The sequence below is a fragment of the Nitrospira sp. genome (assembly GCA_024760545.1).
In the GTDB taxonomy this organism is placed as follows: Bacteria; Nitrospirota; Nitrospiria; order Nitrospirales; family Nitrospiraceae; genus Nitrospira_D.
Window position 1 is genome coordinate 926,362 of record CP060501.1, and the last position, 18,393, is coordinate 944,754.

Here is an 18,393-nt window from a genome sequence, read left to right on the forward strand (position 1 = left end):
CACGGACTTTTGACTGACTTTGTACACAAAAGGTGTTGAGTACGCTCATCTCAAGCTTAAAAGAGGGTCACCATCATGTGGGACAAAAAACGAGAACTTGAGGGCGGCGATAATGGGAATTTCACCGTTCTCGGGAAAGATGTCACATTCAAAGGCATCGTCCACTTTCACAGCACCGTTCAACTGGACAGCTCGATCGAAGGAGAGATTCACGCGAAGGGTATGCTGGTGATCGGCGAGAACGCGATCATCCGAGGCACCATTATCGCCGAGACGATCGTGACCAGGGGAAAGATTCACGGGAATATCACCGCCAGCGGGAAAATCCAGCTGCTCAAGCCCGGCGTCTTGCTCGGCGACATCTCCACCCCTTCTTTTTCGATGGAAGAGGGCTCATTTTTTAAAGGATCGATCGACATGGGTTCCCACCCGGTCGTCGATGAGCTCGAACAAAGCCCTATGGTCTACTCTGAGATGGCCCCGAGACTGAACGTCTCCCGCCCCGTACTGATCGAGAGCGACCGAGGGAACTGACGTTCCCTCGCATCGTGTAAGGCCGAGCCGCTGGCTATCGCGCGCTAGATGCCTCGGCCACCTCTAGATAGATACAAAAACGCCTCCCGACCACCCCGTTCAACTCATTCGGCTAATCTGACCGCCAACTTGTCATCTCGCTGTTTTGCCGCCGTAGCCGCTCTGCTTCATTTTTCACGAAGATAGAAATCCAATCTTCTTCCATTTTCGTAGATCAGGGTATGAGCAGAAATGGAATGAGGCATTCTGTGATCGTACCCCACGTAGAGCTGCTCGCCAGACCGCCACTCAGCCTTGCAACACCGCAGACGCCTTTACGGGAGCTCAGCGATTCTCTGGTGTTCAGGCGTTTACTTCTCATCATTGCCACCATTGCCATCAACGTTCTTGCTGTTGCCGTGCTGACATGGGCGCCTTGGTCTGATTGGAAAACCGGCCTCGCACTTAATTTGGTCGATAACGCCATGTTGCTCTGGTTCATTGCGAGACATGGGGACAGCCTCCTTGCGCGGTTCATGATCTTCGGGTTGGCTGTGGGCTTTACGGAACTAGCGGCGGATGCCTGGCTGGTGGACTATACAAAGACGCTCGACTATTCCATCGGCGGCGGACCCATGCTCTGGCGCTCGCCTCTCTGGATGCCGTTCGCCTGGGAAGTCGTCGCCGTGCAATTTGGATATGTCGGACTCTGGCTCTGGAATCGATTCGGCGTCTGGGGATTACTGGGGGTCGGCCTGCTGGGCGCGATCAATATCCCCTACTATGAAGAAATGGCTCGTCGTATCAACTGGTGGCAGTATGACAACTGCCGCATGTTTTCCTACACACCGTACTACATCATCCTGGGAGAGTTCGGCATTGCGATTCTGCTGGCCATCCTCGCCAAACACGTCACTCGCGGCACCTGGATGACATCGATCATAGCCGGCACTGTCGGCGGCCTCGGCATTTTCGTTTGTTACGCCGTTGCCTATGGCATCACCGACAGGATCACCCTCCCCTGAACCATTTTTGAAATTCGAGGTTGTTACGATCCGCGGCCTGGAATGACCTCTTCAACGCTGAAGTCCCTCAAGAGCCACTCCCGTCAACCTGCCGATCGGCCTAAGCCATAAATAGAGCCTGGCGCTACAGTCCTACAGAACCCAACTTCCCCAAACCAATAAGTCGTATCTTCATCCTTTTGTTCGACACTCCTACCTCTTAGCTCTCGAACACAGACTTCCTCTAAGAACCTACAGGTAGTGTTCTATGTGGGGAGCATTATCAGATGATGGTCTCGAAGAAGAACTATGAATCACTTCGGATTCATGATGAATCGAAACAGATTCAGCCGTCAGACCTCATCGCTCAGATGCAATAGCATAATGCTGAAGATTTCACGTCATTCGCGAGGATTGATGATTGGTCCGTTCTTTGCTGAGTGAGCAAACAGTGAACTTGTTTGGAGCTAAGGCACCAACAAGGATAAAGCACATGACACGTACCGGCATTAGAACGGGTTCATCGCGAGTGAGACTCCAATGACTCACACCCGGTAATCATCGGGCTTCTGATATGCGAGGGAGTTGACTATTTGGTGAGGAGTTCGATGTTCGGCAATGCCATCCTACAAAGCCCCCTCGTCTTGGGAATGACGAATGTTACAGTCCTTGTGGTTATAGGGTTTCTCCTGTCGAGCTGTGCCATCTACTATCGCGACCGTGATACCGGAGCCGAACACATTGTTGGCTTCGGCCACCTTTCTGTCAAAGCGGTACCTCCCAATGAAGGAAAACAGGCTCTTATTCAGCGAATGACACTTACCGGAATAGCGGTCGGGCTGGACAATGGTTCGTTGGGGGTAAGCGCTGGATGGGACCGTCGGGAACACATTCTTATTACTAATGAGAATGCGGCGATTACCATTGCTCGCCCTCCCAGCAATGATTTTTTCTATTTCAAAGTAGGAACGTATCCACCTGATTTGGGAATCGTTCCGCCGATCAAGGATTCAGACAGCATAGAGGAGCCTCAATAATGAGCCTCAAATGGAAATGTAGCACCGCCCTCTTTATTACAGCCTTCTCCTTAGCAGGATGCGAGACCAATGACAGATTGTTTTTTGCCACAAAGACCAACTATGGGCTGGACATCGACTCCAAACCGCCGACCGCTGAAGTGACCATCGCGAGGAGGGAGTTGGCCATTGCCCCGACATTCCGAGATGCCGACCACGACAACACCCTGCCGTTGCTCGCTTCGTTTGGCTTATCGGGAACGTTTATTGACCCTGAAATAACCTCGCGCTTTGCCGGAGGAGAGGCGGCCGTCTTTCTCGCAGAGGGTCCTGAGGTAACCCACGTGTCGAGTACTTCCTCCCTGTGCTTAAGCCAGGAGCCGAACCTTCTTCCCTTCTGGAAAAAGATCTGGCTTGGCCTCACCAACCAAGAGGTGGAGAATACTCGCGACTTCTATTTTGCAACAGACACGTCATTCGGCCTGAAGGCAGCCTGGGATGGGTCCACCGGGCCGTACCCGAGCACCGTGAAACTTGGTTACAACCGGAAAGAGCTCGCCTTCCCGCCGATATTCGCCCAGAAGGTTCCCAAAAAAGAATGCCCCGATAAACAACACCCAACCGGGGACAATGAATGGAAGGTCACTATCCCATCTTTTATCGCGTCGCTGAATAATTCCAGCGCAATCAGCAGCAAGGAGAGCGGTGGAGTCACCCACGTTCAATTTTTTGCCACCGGTAAAGCCGCCAGTGAATTCGTCAAACGCACAGCAGTGAATTCGGCATTGAATAAAGCCATGTACCCTCACAATGACCTCACAATTACTCCAGAAACCACGGCTACTACGGTTGGAGGCACACAAACTTTCAAAACTGCCGGTGGGAAAGGCCTGGTTCGATTCACGCTCATGCATGACGCGGCCACAGCCGGCACGATTAATCCTTCTACTGGAGAATATACAGCCGGAACAACTTCAGGAAAGTTCGCGGTGGGAGCGGCCGACACGGCAGGCAATACGGCTTTTGCGGTTGTCATAGTTCATCCACAGCTTACCCTTGCACCGACATCACCACGCGTTGCACACGGGCAAACTCTGCAATTTTCTGCAACTGGTGGTGTGCCTCCTCTCAACTTCACTCTTTCTGATAACCAGTCAGGTGGAGCGAGTATTGACGCAAAGACGGGGCTCTATAAAGCCGGAAGCACCGCAGGCAACACAGATAAGGTGATGGTAAGTGATTCATCCTCACCTCCAAAATCAGTTGACACAACAGTGACTGTCCAGTGAGCAAGCCAGGCCTCGTGGCGAATACAAGCATCGTAGGAGAATGAAAGATGAGTTTGACTGCATGGATAGATGTCGCGATTGGCCTGACCCTCATCTATCTTGGGGCCAGTCTTTTCGTAACTGTGATCAATGAGTACATCGCGCAAGCCCTCAATCTTCGGGGCAAGCAACTGTGCCAATCGTTGAAGACACTGATCGATGAGGGTGCAGTGAGGAACATTCTAGTGAAGAGTCCGGCATTCAAGCCTTTTTTTGACAATGATCTCGGAAAGGCTCCATCATACGTTGACCCCAATGTGCTTGCCCGTATGTTAATCGGCGGCCTTACCGTCACTTCTGTTGCTGGTGATGCCGCAAAGCAGGCTTCCGAAGCTATCGACAAATTGCCGGCCTCTAATCTGAAAACACAACTCCAAGCCATCGTGCGAACAGCAGGAAATACGAGCGATACGCTTGTGGCAGCAGTAAGTGACTGGGTCAACCGTTCTCTCTCGATGCTCGGCGAGGGCTACAAGCGCAACCTGCAAAAGATCAGTCTAGGAATCGGACTTGCCATGGCCATCGGCTTCAATCTTGACACAATAGCGTTAACAGAACACCTGTACCGCGACAAGGATGCTCGAGAAGCCGCAGTAGCGCTCGGCGTGCAGATTGCCGAAAAGACCAGTGCGGAGACTTTCAAGAAGTGCATGGAGCTGACGCCTCAAAATCGTAAGAATGAGGTGTCTTGTATGCCACTCATGGGACTTGTTGATGCTGTCCAGGGGCGAAATTCATCACTCGGTAAATTGCCCATAGGCTGGCCGATTCCCGATATCCAAATACAGGGGCTCGCTACGTCTAGTTTGTTCGCCTCTTGGCCCTTTACTTGGATAATTCGCACTGTGGGATGGGTTCTCACTGCTCTCGCGTTGTCCCTTGGCGCACCATTTTGGTTTGACCTCCTCAATAAGCTTGTGAACGTGCGCTATGGTATGCGTAAGCCAGATGTAAAAAGTAAGACTCAGAGTAGATGAGTTGCACTTAGAAGATCCTAATGAGTATGGGCCCTTCACTGCGCTAGGCGTTCGATAGGGGGATTGGTTCGTTGCTGTGTTGTATGTCCATGACATCCCACACCTAATGTGCATGCTGCAGGAGGCCTGACAATGCGCACAGTGCTGTTCACTGGCGCCGGTGCCTCCCGCGCCATCGGATACCCCCTTACGAGGGAGCTTCTACCGCGCATTCGTGCCGAATTGAAGAACGGCGAACTGTTTTCTGGTATCAACGGGGAGAAGGAGGACGAACAAGACTGCAAAGATCTGCAACGATATCTGCTCAGACTATTACCAGGCCTTAGTGATGCCAAGGATCGCCAACTTCCCCTTATTACCGATGTCTTCTCTCTCGTAGAGCATGCACTCATATCCGGTGAGGCCCTGCCCATCGGCGGCGCCAACGCCGTTCGCCACTGTCGCGACTTACTTAAACGGGCTATCACTGCCATCCTACTCGGCGATTTCTTCGCTGAATGGGACGACACGGATTCACACCAGAAGCGCGAGCGGGACGTGCTAGATCGGTTCGCGCGCTGGGTATACCGCCAAGGTGCCAAGGTTGGGCTGGTGACGACCAACTACGACATCGGCCTTGAGTACGAGGTCTATAAGCGGATGGGGCGCAAGTTGCAAAGCACAACACTGGATCTTGGGTTCGATTGGCGTGGAGTCGAAACCGGAAGAGAGCAAACTAGGCCCGCAAAACCCGAGCTGCGTGTGTATAAGTTGCATGGCTCCCTGGACCAATTACGGTGCCCACTGTGTGGCTATGTCTACTTTAACAAGTTGGGTGCCATCGCAGTGCAGGCCTTTCGGAGTAAGCTGGACAACAACAATACCTGTCATTGCCGGAAAGATTCCAGACTGGAGTTGCACATTGTCTCACCGTCTCTCGTGCGCGACGTACGAGACGCGAACCTGCTGAGCGTATGGCGTAGCGCACTGGAATGGATGCGGAGGGCCGACCGATGGATCATTGTCGGTTATTCGCTTCCTCCCGAAGACTTGGCAGTCCGCTCCCTATTGCTGCGGGCGTACAATACGGCGTCCAAGCCTCCACAAGTCATTGTCGTCCAGCACGGCCACGCCGAGCGACCACGATACAAACTGCTGTTTCCTGGCTGCCACTACCAGTCTCATGGTCTAGAAAGCTTCCTCGCGGAGGTGAGCTGATCATGCAGAAGGGGCTCCACGTTACGTCCTCCGTCATATGTTGGGAAGCTGCTGTCCCCCCAGAAAACGACGACACGTAAGGTTACACTTTTCGCCGAGGGATATATGCCAGAACCATTTCTTGTTGGACCGCTCTTAGGATTCGAAGGTGAAACATCCTCAGGAGACCTCCTCTATACGATATGTTTCCTAACCACGTCTAAAGCATCACATTGCATGGTGGTTGTTAACGAGATTGAAATAGTGGCTGAAGCTATCGCAACTACACCTAGCGGAACTTTCTGGCGTGCTGAAAGCCCTGCAAGAAGAAAGAAAGTGAGCCACTCCTGTCGATATCAAATCAAGACAAATGGATCTGCCATTCCAGATCGATGGGGCCACGATGCGTGGACCTTCTGGGTTACAGGAACTTCAGAGCGACCTCGCATTGCCTATGCGTCGTGCAATGGCTTTTCAGACCCCGATGCAATCGCAAAACTAGGGGAGCCTTACAGAATGTGGAAAGTTCTTCGGGAATCCCACGAGAAGGAACCATTTACGCTCTTTATTATGGGTGGAGATCAGATATATGCCGATGAAATTTGGCAATCCAAAACACGCGCACCCAGCATCGTGGAATGGATAGCGCTCCCGCGTGCTGAACGTATCTCGAAACAGGTTAGCCCAAAAACCAAAGGAGAATTGGATCGCTTCTATGAAAGTCTCTATATTCGCCACTGGGCTCACGAAAACATGGGGAACGTGCTTGCATCAATCCCATCAATTATGATGTGGGACGATCACGATATTTTTGACGGGTGGGGCTCCTACCCTTCTGAAATGCAAACCTGCCCACATTATCAAGCAATATTTGATGCAGCCAGAAAATATTTCGAGCTGTTTCAACTACGTTCTACCAAGAACAAGACCCTGTTGAATTCTCGTAATACCCATTATTCATTTGGGTTTCAATTCGGAAGCTATGCTGTGCTTGGGCTCGACAATCGCACCAGCAGAAGTGAATCTGCGATCATGGGGGATGAGAACTGGTCTGATATTAAGAAGTTCCTAAAGAAACGAGGCCAAGTGGAAACGCTGTTTGTCCTCTCAGCAATTCCAGTCGTCTATCGTGACTTTAGGGTTATTGAGCGCATGTACGATGCGACTCCATGGGAAGAGGAGTTAACCGATGATATTCGAGATCATTGGCGTTCCAGCTACCATGAGGGCGAACGCATGAAGCTGATCATGAGCCTCTTAGACTTTCAGTCTGTCGGCAAGCTTTCAGAAGTGAGACGGGTGATCCTCTCTGGCGATGTCCATGTGGGATGCTTTGGATTGATTACGGGGCCTGGGGTTGATGGACAAGAACGTCTCATCCATCAGGTCGTATCTTCTGCGATCGTCCACCCACCTCCAACATGGCTTCAGTGGCAAGGCGTTCTGGCAGGTAGTAACGAATTACCAGAAACACTTGAAGCGGGGTCAATTACGGCTGAACTCTTGAAGCCCTATGGGTCAGAGAAATTCATTCGATCTCGTAACTTTGTTTGGTTCAAGGAAGGGACAGATCGCAAACTCTGGGTGAACTGGGTTTGCGAAGATGACACCCGTGCTGAATGCCCTATAGTTGGGTCCGCCTAGTGTGTAAGCCCCCAGCAATTTGAGGAATTTGAGAGGAGAAAGTTCTGGCAGAAGAACCCTTTTAGCCAGGAGGTTCCCAGGCACCAGTCGAAATTCACTGAGCCCAAGATTGCGAGCATCTTGAAAGAAGCGGATGCCGACCGGTCGATGAGATCTAGCGACACTATAGCATCAGTGTAGCGCTGGCTGCGGCAAATGAACTGTGTGCCACGGTTGAGGACCAGGGCAACGACGCATTTTCAAAGGAGTTTCTTAATGTACATATTCCATCTGATTTTACTAGTAACTGTCTCTATGCTGACCGGGTGCCACACCTACATCGTTCCAAAGGAACACGTGGTGATGTTCGACAACGATGGAACCGCCGTCAATCCCGAAGGCAATCTCGGCCCGAACCGACACATGAACCTGCTCCTGTCCTATCCCCGATACAGCGATGCGGAATATCAGGGTCATATTGCCAAGATTCTTGAGGGGATCAACAAAGGGAACACCCAGGGTCCGAAGAAAATCATGATGTTTATTCATGGAGGGATGAACACCCAGTTTGACTCGATCGAGCGGATCGCAACAGAATATGAACAGGGCAAAACGCGGCCTCAACTTATGAAGGAGGCGGGATACTATCCTATCTTCGTCAACTGGAAGTCGTCGCTCTGGTCCAGCTACTTCGAGCATCTCTTTTACATCCGTCAGGGACACCGATGGCCTTGGTACGTAGGATGGCCTTCCTCCCTCGTCATGTTCCCTGTCGATGTCACCCGGAGCCTCGTTCGGGCTCCTCTCGTTTGGAGCATGCAAGTCTATAATGACCTCACGACCATCCCGCTTATCAACAGTCTTTTTGGTCCTTCCTTACAAGACGAAGTGGCAACGGAACTCCTCTGTCGATACAACGGGCGTGATTCTCTAGAGGGCTGTACAAAACAGCTACAATTTCAGAAACCGCCCTATTGCGGGCTTTTTTTTGCTGTTGAAGCAGATCCTCCGGCTCATCGACCTCCCACCAGCACCCCCAATCATCAGACCTTTCCTATTGCCGTGGGAGAAGACCTACGTCGCTGTGCTGAAATGACCGGCCATTTTTTTTCCTACCTCGCGACCTTTCCGGCAAAGCTGGCTATTGGACCGGTCTTGGATACCTTCGGAACGAGTGCTTGGGACAATATGCAACGCCGGATTCATTTCCTTTTTCACAAGGAAGAAGAAATGGATGACCGTAATGGGAACTCCGAGATTATCCAAACGGCCAGGCAAAACCACAACTTGGCCATGATCGAGGCAACGGGTGGTCTCTCGGTGTTTCTTCGGGCACTTAGAGAACACATGAAGGGAGAACAATGGGAACTGGTTCTCGTAGGACACAGCATGGGCACTATTGTGATTAACGAATTGTTGCGGTCTTTTGGCGATGATCAACTCCCTGTAACTCACATTGTATTTCTAGCTGCGGCCGCTTCTATAAGGGACTATGAGGACAGCGTATGGCCGTTCATGAGAACGCACCCTCAATCGAAATTCCATAACTTCACACTACATCCCATTGAGGAGCTAAGCGAGATTCAATATAGCTTGTTTGATCTTCCACCTCGAGGCACCTTGCTCGAGTGGTTGGATCATTTCCTCGCTGACCCCATTACTCTTAAGGATCGAACTGTTGGGCGATATGATAATTTCTTGAAGGCCATGCATGACACTCCGACTGAGCTTCGGCCAGACATTCGGCCTGGACTTCGGCCACGAATTAACTTTCGAAGCTTTAACGCAGGTCAGAGGGTAGAAAAGGAAAATCCCCAGACTCATAGTGATGCCGGCGAACGTTTCCGTTTCTGGGAGTCCCAATGCTGGGCCGTCAATGCCCAACTAGGAGAGTGCATTAAACCAAAATGATGCATCAGCCAAGTTGACCATATACGACATGGAGCGCCAGCTATGAAATAGCTCTACTCCTTCGCCGGACGCCATTCTCGGCCGTTCGTCACATCTTGATGTCTCAAGAGGTCTTAACATTGCTCAGTCAAACCCACCCAAACACAATCGTCCAGCCTTCTTTTTGCCAATTGGCTGATGCGACACTCCGTCTACTTTCCAGAAGGGCACCTGCAACCATTGGTGCAATGATGGATAGATGTAGACCGCGTCAGAGGACAGCCGTCTCTTGGACTCGCCCAATACAATCATTCGCTTCGCCAAAACGCCTCCACATTCGCACGGTTTCCTTTGAATAAACGAGAAAGCAGTGGCCTCTTGTTGATCTAACCCACTAGTCCCGCTACGATGGCCCCTCTCAATGTGGACACATCCTTGGAAAACGGGCTTCACCCTGTCGGCACCGGCTGCTCTACTGCTGATCGTTTCTCTCAGCGGCTGTGCAACCGGGCACTATACACCGCTGGGTGAAGCCGGGAAGCAGGAAGTCGAGCAGCGTAAAGAGAACGTGTACCGGGTGGAATATCGGGTCAGTGGCTTCACGTCAGAGGTCCAGCTAGATCAATATTTCCGTCGATGCTGTGCGGAGCTGACTCTCCGCGAAGGGTATGACTTCTTTTGGCTGTCTCAGCGTACAGATGTACTGGTGCTTTCACGCCGCACGGCCATGACGGTGACGATGTACAAAGACCGCAAACCCGTCGGTGTTCCTGACCTATATGATGCGCAGGATGTGCTAACCAAGACAGCTTTTGCTAAACCGAACTAGGAATGTCCCAACGAGCAGCGATTCCCGCGTTCTCTGCGGGCTTCACCTCTTGAGAAGTTGAGCCCCACATTACAACCTCCCCTAGAACACGATCGTCCATCCATCTTTTTTCGCCTGCTGCGCCGTATACGACACCCCGTCCACCTTCAAACCCTTCTGATTAAGCAGAGTGATAATTCCACCTTTATTCCCCAGCTGAACCTCCTGAGGCAGATTCACCACCAGAGTGGCACCGGGGGCGATGACACCGGACAGCACACAGGTCTTCTTGAGCCGGTCGGCAATTTTCCATCCTGTCAGATCAATCGACTCGGGCGACGCATTGAGCAGCGTAACCGTCTCCTGTTCCGGCGATGGCCCGAGCGGGTTCACGAGGGCACCCACGATCCGGACGATATAGTCCGGCTCGGTCGGATTCGGCTGAGGTCCAGGACCGGGGTTCGGCACGTCTGGGCTGGCATGACCGGTACGATCGTCGGTGTGCCACGCTTGGGATTGAAACGCCAAAAACACGGCCACCCATTGGCTGGAAGAAGGAAAATGGAACATGAGAGCTCCATCTTGCCAAACCCCGTCATCACCGGTATGTGGCGAGGCGTTCCCTTGGTTCATATGAATGTCGTGAACACCGTTTCCTGGTCGAAAATCAAAAATCTTGTCCGCTTTCCCACCCTCCGGTCCCCACCGTTCCCCAAACGCGTAGATCCGTGCCGCTGGTTCCTGCATGGCCCGCTTGACGTAATGCTCGATCTGGTCGCTTAAATCATTGTCCGGTCCAGGAAGATTGGGTGGAAGGAGTCGCATGTCCGATCGATTAAAGAGATTACCGCGGATAAAATCCACCGATTGTCCGCCCGGCTTACTCGACAACAGGGCAAAATCGTCGGATAAACCCGGTAACGTGGCGGTAATGGGATGACGGAAATCGCCATCGACTAGAAAGAGAAGTTCCGACGGACTGAGTTGGGATTTGACGTTGACCGCGATGCGGTAGTGTATCGAACCGGCTTGAATATGAACTTGATAATGAGGAGAGGATTGGTCTTCTTCACGCGTGGCCCCGATGGCTCTTCCTTTTAGCACTCCGTATCGTTTGAGCGGCATAGTCAATCTCCTTTATCGATGTCCGTGGCGAATATTCAGATGCGCAGCAAATCACATACCGAGCAGAACCGGTCTAGTGTCCTCAGTCTTTATCGAGGTTTTTCAGGCACTCGGTAGGATGGAGTGCTGTGAATGTGACAGGAGTGTATCAAACAGGATTTCAAGTTGAATCGAATGAGATACACCGGAAACAGAGACGGGGCCACAACATCGGATGAGCAGCCATCCCTGTCACCATATCCTTTGTATCCGAACCAGAACGGGACTTGCGCAAACTCATAAACATTGGCAAGCTCCGGCCTGTTTTGTACAACGGCGAGGGATCTAGCCCCTTTAATAAATAGAGTCAGAGACGTCTTATGGCAAGTTTGTGCCACTCTTTCGTTCACGCCGGCCTGGTTACCCTCCTGATATCCGTAACAGGTTGTGGAGCCGCGCAACTCGGGATGTGCGCGCCGCACACGAAGGAGGAAGGTGCTCCAGTCGGCGTGTGGACCGAGTGCTTTGAGCAACCCTTTTCGCACGCCGGTACGACGCATTCGGTATTTTGCCTCAATGACGGTAGTTCCAAGCCGCCGATCCTTTTGCTCCACGAACTGACCGGGTTATCTCCGGGAACATTGGCGTACGCGGAGGAACTCTCAAAGGATTTCACTGTCTATGTCCCGCTGCTGTTCGGGGAGAAGGGACGGTTCTCGCTTGTGAGCGGGTTGGGGGCCTACTGGTTTCAGGGATCGCTCGATTTCTTCCCAGGCGGTGAATGGGGAGTCCCCGCTCAAGGCAGTGCTCCGATCGTGAATTGGCTGCGTGGAGTTGTGCAGAAGATCGAAGGGCGGCACCATCAGCAATTCATCGGCATCATCGGCAACTGCATGACCGGTCCGCTTCCTGTCGCACTGCTCGATCACCCACAAGTCGCCGCCGTGGTGGTGGCGCAGCCCGCCCTGCCCATGCGCTTCTGGTGGTACACCGATGAAGACAAGCAATCTCTCGGCCTGTCGGCTGACGATCTCACGGAAGCGAAAAAGAGCACAGCGAAGATCTACGGGCTGAGATTCGAAACGGACTGCATCTCCGACCGGGCGAAACAGCAGACTTTGCGCGATCAATTTGGCGCACGGTTTATCAACGGCGAAATCCCCGCGAGTGAATACCAGCGGGATGGGAAGCCGGTCAATGCGCACAGCACCTTAATCGGCGGGTGGAAAAAGGACGACCCGGCAGGACAACCGTCGCGAAACGCGCGGGCACACGTTCGGAATTTTCTCTTGAAGGAACTCGGTGCAACTCGTCCGGAAGGATAGTAGGCTCATTCGATCCGTTACGAACCAGGAGCCGGCGATCCGTTCTTGACTTTCCCGGTTGAAGCCGATATTCACATCTCGCTCGGCACCGTCCGGTACCGGCCAGCGCACCTCACCTTGTGAGAGAAGGAGCGACGAACATGACGGCGTTACGACTCTTCTATGCGACCAACCGCAACCATCTCGGCAACGATCGCTGGCACCCCGACGGCTACGGAAAAAAATTCAGCGATGATGGAGTGGAAAACCTCCGCTTCGGTCGTGTGACGGTGGAGGCCGATGACGCCAAGATGGCCAAATATCTTGAGGCGGACTGCGGCACTATTGGGCAGGGCGACGGCGAAGGGCTGATCAAGTACCTGGCGAAGTGCGCCGAGTCCGCCAAAATCGTCGCGTACAAGGAAAAAATCAACCGTTCAGTGGCCGAGGACCAGCAGGAGAACGTCAAACTCGGATCGGATGGGGCCTTTTCCGATCTGCAAGCGATCATGCGGAAGAACACGGATGTGCTGATTTTTATCCATGGCTACAATGTCTCCTGGACTGACGCAGTCGGCACGGCGCTGTCGCTGCAAGAAATGCTGAATCACTGTCCCGAGGGAGACCCCGAGCAAGCAGTACAGGTGGTGCTCTTTACATGGCCATCGGACGGTATGGCCCTGCCGTTCGTGTCCTATAAGTCCGATCGGTCGGAAGCAGCCGGATCCGGCAACGCGGTGGGGCGAGGCATCCTCAAAGTACGAGACTTTCTCGCGGCCCTGCGCCGTGATGATGAGCAGCTCTGTAAGCAAGACCTTCATCTGGTATGCCACTCCATGGGCAACTACCTGTTGCAGAATGCGGTCACGCGATGCGATGCCTTCACACCGGGCAACGCCTTGCCCCGCCTGTTCGAGCATATCTTTCTCTGCTCGCCCGATGTCGATGACAACGTGTTGGAAGAGGGGCATCCGTTGGGGAGGGTCCACGAGTTGGCAAGAAGCGTCAGTGTCTACTACAATCGTGGCGATGCGGCGCTCGTCATATCGGATTTCACCAAAGGTAATCCCGATCGGTTGGGGTCAAACGGGCCAGCCCGACCGAGCTTGGTGCACAATAAGGTGAATCAGATCGACTGCAGCGGGATCGTCAAGGGGCTGGTGGAACACAGTTACTATCTGGTGGGCAACGTCAATGGGGATATTCGCATGAGCATCGATGGGATGCCGCATGAAGACCCGAGACGCCGCCGAAACAAGACAGGTACGATGGGTAATCAGTGGGAGATGCGCCCGGCATAAGGAACACTCCGAAAGATCTTTTTAGACTTCTCTCCCCTCTGTTCGCCGTTCTCGGCCTTCTGTAAGATGTGCCCTGGTTTGCATCCAACCTGGAGGCTGGCCAATGGCGCGAAGCGCCGTATTCCGTTCCTTCGCACGATTGATGTCCACCGCCTTCCTGGCTGAGCACCGGCACACTTCGACTGCCGATGCCATTGAAATGATCCGGCAGTCAGCCTTTACTCAATCCGCTCACTCCATCTCTCGGCGCCAGTTCCTCCTTGGTGTAGGAGCGGTAGGCGCAACTCTCGCTCTCGACACGATGATTCCTCGTCCGACTGATGCTGCCAAACCAACGTCTTCCGCCCTGTCCGTCGGCATCGTCGGCGCCGGGCTTGCAGGATTGGCCTGCGCCGACACCCTCAAGACACGCGGCATCCGAGCCTCTATCTACGAGGCGGCTACACGAGCCGGCGGCCGCTGTTGGTCCCTACGAGGTTTCTTCCCCGGCCAGGTGGCGGAACGCGGCGGCGAGCTCATCGACAACCTTCATAAGACCATGTTGGGCTACGCGAAGCGATTCCGCCTCAGCGTAGAAGATGTGAATAAACAGCCTGGAGAAATCTTCTACCACTTCTTCGGGCAGCGGTATTCAGAGGCCGCCGTCATAGCCGAATTCCGTGACTTCGTCTCAGTGATGCGGATCGATTTGAATCGTCTGTCGCGAGAAGTGACGGCCGATTCTCATACAGAAGACGATGTGGCCCTGGACCGTACGAATCTGCTCGAATATCTTGAAGGCCACAACGGAGCCGGTGTCCCCGCCGGCCCATTGGCAAAGGCCGCGATCATTGCCGCCTATGAGGCTGAGTACGGACTGGCGGCGGAGGAGCAAAGTTGTCTCACTTTCCTCCTCTTCATTCATGCCGACCGCCGCTCGAAGTTCACCCCTTTCGGCATATTCAGCGACGAACGCTATCATCTCGTCGACGGGAACGACCGGATCATCGAAGGACTGACCCGCGAGCTCCCTGGACAAGTCATCTATGAGGCCAGGCTTGTTCGCGTACGCCGCCTCAGTGACGGGCGAATCGAATTGACGTTCCAGCAGGGATCCCGCATGGTCAGCGTGACTCATGACGCAGCTGTGCTGGCCATCCCCTTTACCACCTTGCGTGAGGTGACGCTTGATCCGAACCTTTCGCTTCCTCCCGCGCAACGCGACGCCATTCAGGGACTGGGGTACGGCACCAACGCCAAAATGATGATCGGCTTCTCCAGCCGTCCCTGGTATACGTTAGGAGGAAACGGTACGTCCTATTCCGACCTGCCGAATCATCAAACGACCTGGGAAACAAACCCCACGATGGGATCTGATCGAAGAGGAATTCTCACCGACTATTCGAGCGGAGCGCGGGGCGCCGGACTCAATCCGGCCGCAGTCCTGATAGAAGCGCAGCGGTTTTTACAGGATCTCAATCGCGTGTACCCTGGAGCGATCGGAGCCGCCACACTGGCACAGGGGCAATATCTTGCGCATCTTGAGCATTGGCCGTCGAATCCGTTGGCAAAAGGCAGTTATACCTGCTACCGTCCCGGTCAATTCACGACGATGGCTGGTCTGGAGGGTGTCCCGGCAGGCAATCTCTTCTTCGCCGGCGAGCACGCCAATTCATTCTACGACTGGCAGGGCTTCATGGAAGGCGCCGCTCTCTCCGGCATAGCCGCCGCACAAGACATCTTGGCCATAGCCAAAACACGCTGAGAGTTCCGATCTATCCGAAAGTCCCGCCCCCATTGTCGCTCTGCACTTCCTTTACCTCCCACCATAAACCAGGTAGGGTAACGTTGTTCATTTCTTGCGCAACCAATGCCGGCTTCCAATCGCTCAAGACCGACTCATCAAACCTCGAACGAGACATTCCGCCTTGTGCCACTCGGCGACTCCGCGATCACGGTGGAGTTCGGCGACGAGATCGATCCCACGATCAATGCCAGCGCCGTCGCATTTGCTCGAGCCGTTGTTGACCAACGCTGGAACGGCATCCTCGATGTCGTACCAACCTATCGTTCCGTGACAATCTACTACGATGCGCTTCAGTGGAAGTCGGCCGCCTTGGTCGACAAGTTGAAAACCCTGCCTCGACGACTACCAAACGACCGCGAATGGCAGGGGATGTTGCACGAGATTCCCGTTCTGTATGGCGGGGAATACGGGCCGGATTTGTCGGACGTTGCAGCGTTCGCCCGACTGTCACCGGCTCAGGCCGTCACGTTGCACGCCTCGATTCGCTATCGAGTTTACATGCTCGGGTTCAGCCCCGGCTTTCCCTATCTGGGATTGGTCTCAGAACGCATAGCCATGCCGCGCCTAGCCACGCCTCGAGCCAAGGTTCAGGCTGGATCACTCGGCATTGCCGACCGTCAAACCGGCATTTACCCGACCACGACTCCAGGCGGCTGGCGTCTGATCGGACGGACGCCGATCCGCTTGTATCACAAGGCCGGCGGAAACCCCTTTCTGCTGAAGGCCGGCGACCTGGTTCAATTCAAACCGATCGATCGGGCTGAATTCGATCGCCTGAGTCGTGAGGCATCGCGTGACGACCATTGATTTGAACAGTGACATGGGTGAGTACGAAAGCGCGGAGGATCTGGCATGTGAGGCAGAACTCATGCCGCTGATCACATCGGTCAATATTGCGTGTGGCGTTCATGCGGGCAATCCCGACCTCATGCGCAGGACGGCAACTCTGGCCGCTCGACATGGAATCGCCATCGGCGCGCATCCGGGATTTCCGGACACGGACGGTTTCGGTCGCCGGGATCGGCAGACTTCACCTGATACAGTCGCATCGTTAGTGACCACTCAACTGACGACGCTGACCGATGTACTGGCACTAGACCACCTGACACTCACCCATGTGAAACTTCATGGAGCGCTGTATCACCTGGCCGCCAGGGATCAGGCCGTGGCCAATGCAGTGGCGCGAGCTGTCGCGGCGTTCGATCCACAGCTATTGCTCTTCGCTCTCGCGGGATCAGCCCTTGTGACGAGCGGCAAAAGCGCAAGGTTGGCGGTTGTCCAGGAGGCCTTTGCCGACCGGGCCTATCGCGCCAACGGCACACTCGTCCCACGCTCTGAGTCAGGCGCGCTGCTGCAGACCGAACAAGAGGTTCGCCGGCAGTTGCGGGAAATCCTGAACGGCTATGTGACCAGCATCGATGGCCGGCGGATGTCGTTGCATGCCGACAGCCTGTGCATGCACGCGGATACTCCACACGCCGTCGAGTTGGTCAGGCTCATGCGAAACGAAATCGAATCGGCAGGCATACGCATCGTCAAAGCACACGCATGAGCCGCCATCAACCCACCAGGTTTGTCGTGGTGAAAGGCGGTTGGCTGACCACGGTGCAAGACCCGGGACGATACGGCTATCAGCAGTATGGAGTTCCCGTCGCCGGCGCGATGGACTGCTATTCAGCAATAGTTGCCAATCGCTTGGTGAGGAATACGGATCATGCGGCCGTGCTCGAATTGACCTTAAAAGGACCTGAGCTGCAGTTCGAACGAGACGCGGTCATCGCCATCACCGGAGCAGACCTCTCCCCGACTATCGATCGCAGCAGTGTCCCGCTTTGGGAAAGCATCGAGGTCGCGCGTGGCAGCCGACTGAGTTTCGGCAGTCAGCGATCTGGAGCCCGCGGTTACATCGCAATAGCCGGCGGGATCGAGGTTCCACAGATTCTGGGCAGTCGTTCGACACACTGTACGAGCGAGATGGGCGGATTCCAGGGGAGGCCTTTGAAGCAGGGAGACATGTTGTGTAGTGGGCTGCCCATGGAATCCATCGACCGTCTGATTGGGAAACAACTTCCGGATCGGCTGGTGCCTCGCTACAGCCGGTCCGCGACCCTGCGCATTATTCCAGGTCCTCAACAAGGTTCTTTTAGTGCCGCGTCACTCACGATCCTGACCAGCTCCTCCTACACGGTCACTCCCCAATCCAATCGGATGGGGTATCGCCTCAGCGGACCACCGCTCGTCCACAAGGGACGGGCGCAATTCATCTCCGACTGCACCTCGATGGGCGCCGTGCAAGTGCCCCGGGATGAACAACCGATTCTTCTGATGGCCGATCGGCAAATAACCGGAGGGTATCCCAAGATTGCCGTCGTCATTTCTGCCGATCTCCCGCCCGCGGCGCAATTGGCTCCAGGAGATACCGTCACGTTTGTCTTATCCAGCGTTGCCAAGGCTCAAACGATACTGCGGAAACACCGTGCTTTGCTCGATGCATCTCTCCCGCCAAGACACAGCTCGCCTTTCGCCTGAACAAGAAGATCATGTCTCGCTGACACCAAAGCCA

16 protein-coding genes are annotated in these 18,393 nt (G+C 54.1%); 15 read left to right on the forward strand and 1 reads right to left on the reverse strand.

Going from position 1 to position 18,393, the window contains the following annotated elements; all coding sequences use genetic code 11:
- The first annotated feature begins 75 nt into the window (after positions 1-75).
- From H8K03_04455 to H8K03_04495, 9 genes are all read left to right on the forward strand, one after another.
- Positions 76-534, forward strand: coding sequence for a polymer-forming cytoskeletal protein (locus tag H8K03_04455; protein ID UVT21177.1), 459 nt, complete (start codon positions 76-78; stop codon positions 532-534).
- Between the two features lie 248 nt (positions 535-782).
- Positions 783-1,538, forward strand: a complete 756-nt coding sequence (locus H8K03_04460) for a hypothetical protein (GenBank protein UVT21178.1) — start codon at positions 783-785, stop codon at positions 1,536-1,538.
- A 587-nt stretch (positions 1,539-2,125) separates the two neighbouring features.
- Positions 2,126-2,554 (forward strand): hypothetical protein, encoded by a 429-nt coding sequence (locus tag H8K03_04465; GenBank protein ID UVT21179.1) that lies wholly within the window; start codon positions 2,126-2,128, stop codon positions 2,552-2,554.
- On the forward strand, positions 2,554-3,822 hold the full coding sequence (locus H8K03_04470) for a hypothetical protein (protein ID UVT21180.1): 1,269 nt from the start codon (positions 2,554-2,556) through the stop codon (positions 3,820-3,822). The genes H8K03_04465 and H8K03_04470 overlap by 1 nt, the downstream gene beginning before the upstream one ends.
- 47 nt (positions 3,823-3,869) lie before the next feature.
- Complete coding sequence (locus H8K03_04475; protein ID UVT21181.1) at positions 3,870-4,838, forward strand: hypothetical protein; 969 nt, start codon at positions 3,870-3,872, stop codon at positions 4,836-4,838.
- A gap of 132 nt (positions 4,839-4,970) precedes the next feature.
- Entirely contained in the window at positions 4,971-6,035 is a 1,065-nt protein-coding gene (locus H8K03_04480) for a hypothetical protein (GenBank protein ID UVT21182.1), read from the forward strand.
- Between the two features lie 216 nt (positions 6,036-6,251).
- Positions 6,252-7,658: an alkaline phosphatase family protein gene (locus H8K03_04485; GenBank protein ID UVT21183.1), complete on the forward strand. Its 1,407-nt coding sequence runs from the start codon at positions 6,252-6,254 to the stop codon at positions 7,656-7,658.
- 255 nt (positions 7,659-7,913) lie between these two features.
- A complete protein-coding gene (locus tag H8K03_04490) occupies positions 7,914-9,548 on the forward strand; it encodes a hypothetical protein (GenBank protein ID UVT21184.1) in 1,635 nt (544 codons plus the stop codon).
- Between the two features lie 400 nt (positions 9,549-9,948).
- The gene (locus H8K03_04495; GenBank protein UVT21185.1) at positions 9,949-10,356 is read left to right on the forward strand and encodes a hypothetical protein; all 408 of its coding nucleotides are present in this window, start codon (positions 9,949-9,951) and stop codon (positions 10,354-10,356) included.
- Between the two features lie 81 nt (positions 10,357-10,437).
- On the opposite strand, the gene H8K03_04500 is transcribed toward H8K03_04495, so the two are convergent.
- Positions 10,438-11,460, reverse strand: coding sequence for a DUF2278 family protein (locus tag H8K03_04500; GenBank protein ID UVT21186.1), 1,023 nt, complete (start codon positions 11,458-11,460; stop codon positions 10,438-10,440).
- A 359-nt stretch (positions 11,461-11,819) separates the two neighbouring features.
- Between H8K03_04500 and H8K03_04505 the strand changes: the two genes are divergently transcribed.
- The 6 genes from H8K03_04505 (at position 11,820) to H8K03_04530 (ending at position 18,359) form a co-directional block, all read left to right on the forward strand.
- Entirely contained in the window at positions 11,820-12,764 is a 945-nt protein-coding gene (locus H8K03_04505) for a hypothetical protein (GenBank protein UVT21187.1), read from the forward strand.
- Between the two features lie 140 nt (positions 12,765-12,904).
- Positions 12,905-14,044 carry an alpha/beta fold hydrolase gene (locus tag H8K03_04510; GenBank protein UVT21188.1) on the forward strand — a complete coding sequence of 380 codons (1,140 nt, stop codon included), beginning with the start codon at positions 12,905-12,907 and terminating at the stop codon, positions 14,042-14,044.
- Positions 14,045-14,147: 103 nt separating this feature from the next.
- Entirely contained in the window at positions 14,148-15,788 is a 1,641-nt protein-coding gene (locus H8K03_04515; GenBank protein ID UVT21189.1) for an FAD-dependent oxidoreductase, read from the forward strand.
- Positions 15,789-15,893: 105 nt separating this feature from the next.
- Entirely contained in the window at positions 15,894-16,637 is a 744-nt protein-coding gene (gene pxpB, locus H8K03_04520) for a 5-oxoprolinase subunit PxpB (protein UVT21190.1), read from the forward strand.
- Positions 16,624-17,382 (forward strand): LamB/YcsF family protein, encoded by a 759-nt coding sequence (locus H8K03_04525; GenBank protein ID UVT21191.1) that lies wholly within the window; start codon positions 16,624-16,626, stop codon positions 17,380-17,382. The genes pxpB and H8K03_04525 overlap by 14 nt, the downstream gene beginning before the upstream one ends.
- Positions 17,379-18,359, forward strand: a complete 981-nt coding sequence (locus H8K03_04530) for a biotin-dependent carboxyltransferase (protein ID UVT21192.1) — start codon at positions 17,379-17,381, stop codon at positions 18,357-18,359. Before H8K03_04525 ends, H8K03_04530 begins: the two co-directional genes overlap by 4 nt.
- The last annotated feature ends 34 nt before the right edge of the window (positions 18,360-18,393 follow it).

What these genes read in the sequence shown, in the direction of transcription:
- H8K03_04455 (UVT21177.1), top strand. Translation starts at nt 76, where the DNA reads ATGTGGGACAAAAAACGAGAACTTGAGGGCGGCGATAATGGGAATTTC.
- H8K03_04465 (UVT21179.1), top strand. Translation starts at nt 2,126, where the DNA reads ATGTTCGGCAATGCCATCCTACAAAGCCCCCTCGTCTTGGGAATGACG.
- H8K03_04470 (UVT21180.1), top strand. Translation starts at nt 2,554, where the DNA reads ATGAGCCTCAAATGGAAATGTAGCACCGCCCTCTTTATTACAGCCTTC.
- H8K03_04475 (UVT21181.1), top strand. Translation starts at nt 3,870, where the DNA reads ATGAGTTTGACTGCATGGATAGATGTCGCGATTGGCCTGACCCTCATC.
- H8K03_04480 (UVT21182.1), top strand. Translation starts at nt 4,971, where the DNA reads ATGCGCACAGTGCTGTTCACTGGCGCCGGTGCCTCCCGCGCCATCGGA.
- H8K03_04485 (UVT21183.1), top strand. Translation starts at nt 6,252, where the DNA reads ATGGTGGTTGTTAACGAGATTGAAATAGTGGCTGAAGCTATCGCAACT.
- H8K03_04490 (UVT21184.1), top strand. Translation starts at nt 7,914, where the DNA reads ATGTACATATTCCATCTGATTTTACTAGTAACTGTCTCTATGCTGACC.
- H8K03_04495 (UVT21185.1), top strand. Translation starts at nt 9,949, where the DNA reads ATGTGGACACATCCTTGGAAAACGGGCTTCACCCTGTCGGCACCGGCT.
- H8K03_04500 (UVT21186.1), bottom strand. Translation starts at nt 11,460, where the DNA reads ATGCCGCTCAAACGATACGGAGTGCTAAAAGGAAGAGCCATCGGGGCC.
- H8K03_04505 (UVT21187.1), top strand. Translation starts at nt 11,820, where the DNA reads ATGGCAAGTTTGTGCCACTCTTTCGTTCACGCCGGCCTGGTTACCCTC.
- H8K03_04510 (UVT21188.1), top strand. Translation starts at nt 12,905, where the DNA reads ATGACGGCGTTACGACTCTTCTATGCGACCAACCGCAACCATCTCGGC.
- H8K03_04515 (UVT21189.1), top strand. Translation starts at nt 14,148, where the DNA reads ATGGCGCGAAGCGCCGTATTCCGTTCCTTCGCACGATTGATGTCCACC.
- pxpB (UVT21190.1), top strand. Translation starts at nt 15,894, where the DNA reads ATGCCGGCTTCCAATCGCTCAAGACCGACTCATCAAACCTCGAACGAG.
- H8K03_04530 (UVT21192.1), top strand. Translation starts at nt 17,379, where the DNA reads ATGAGCCGCCATCAACCCACCAGGTTTGTCGTGGTGAAAGGCGGTTGG.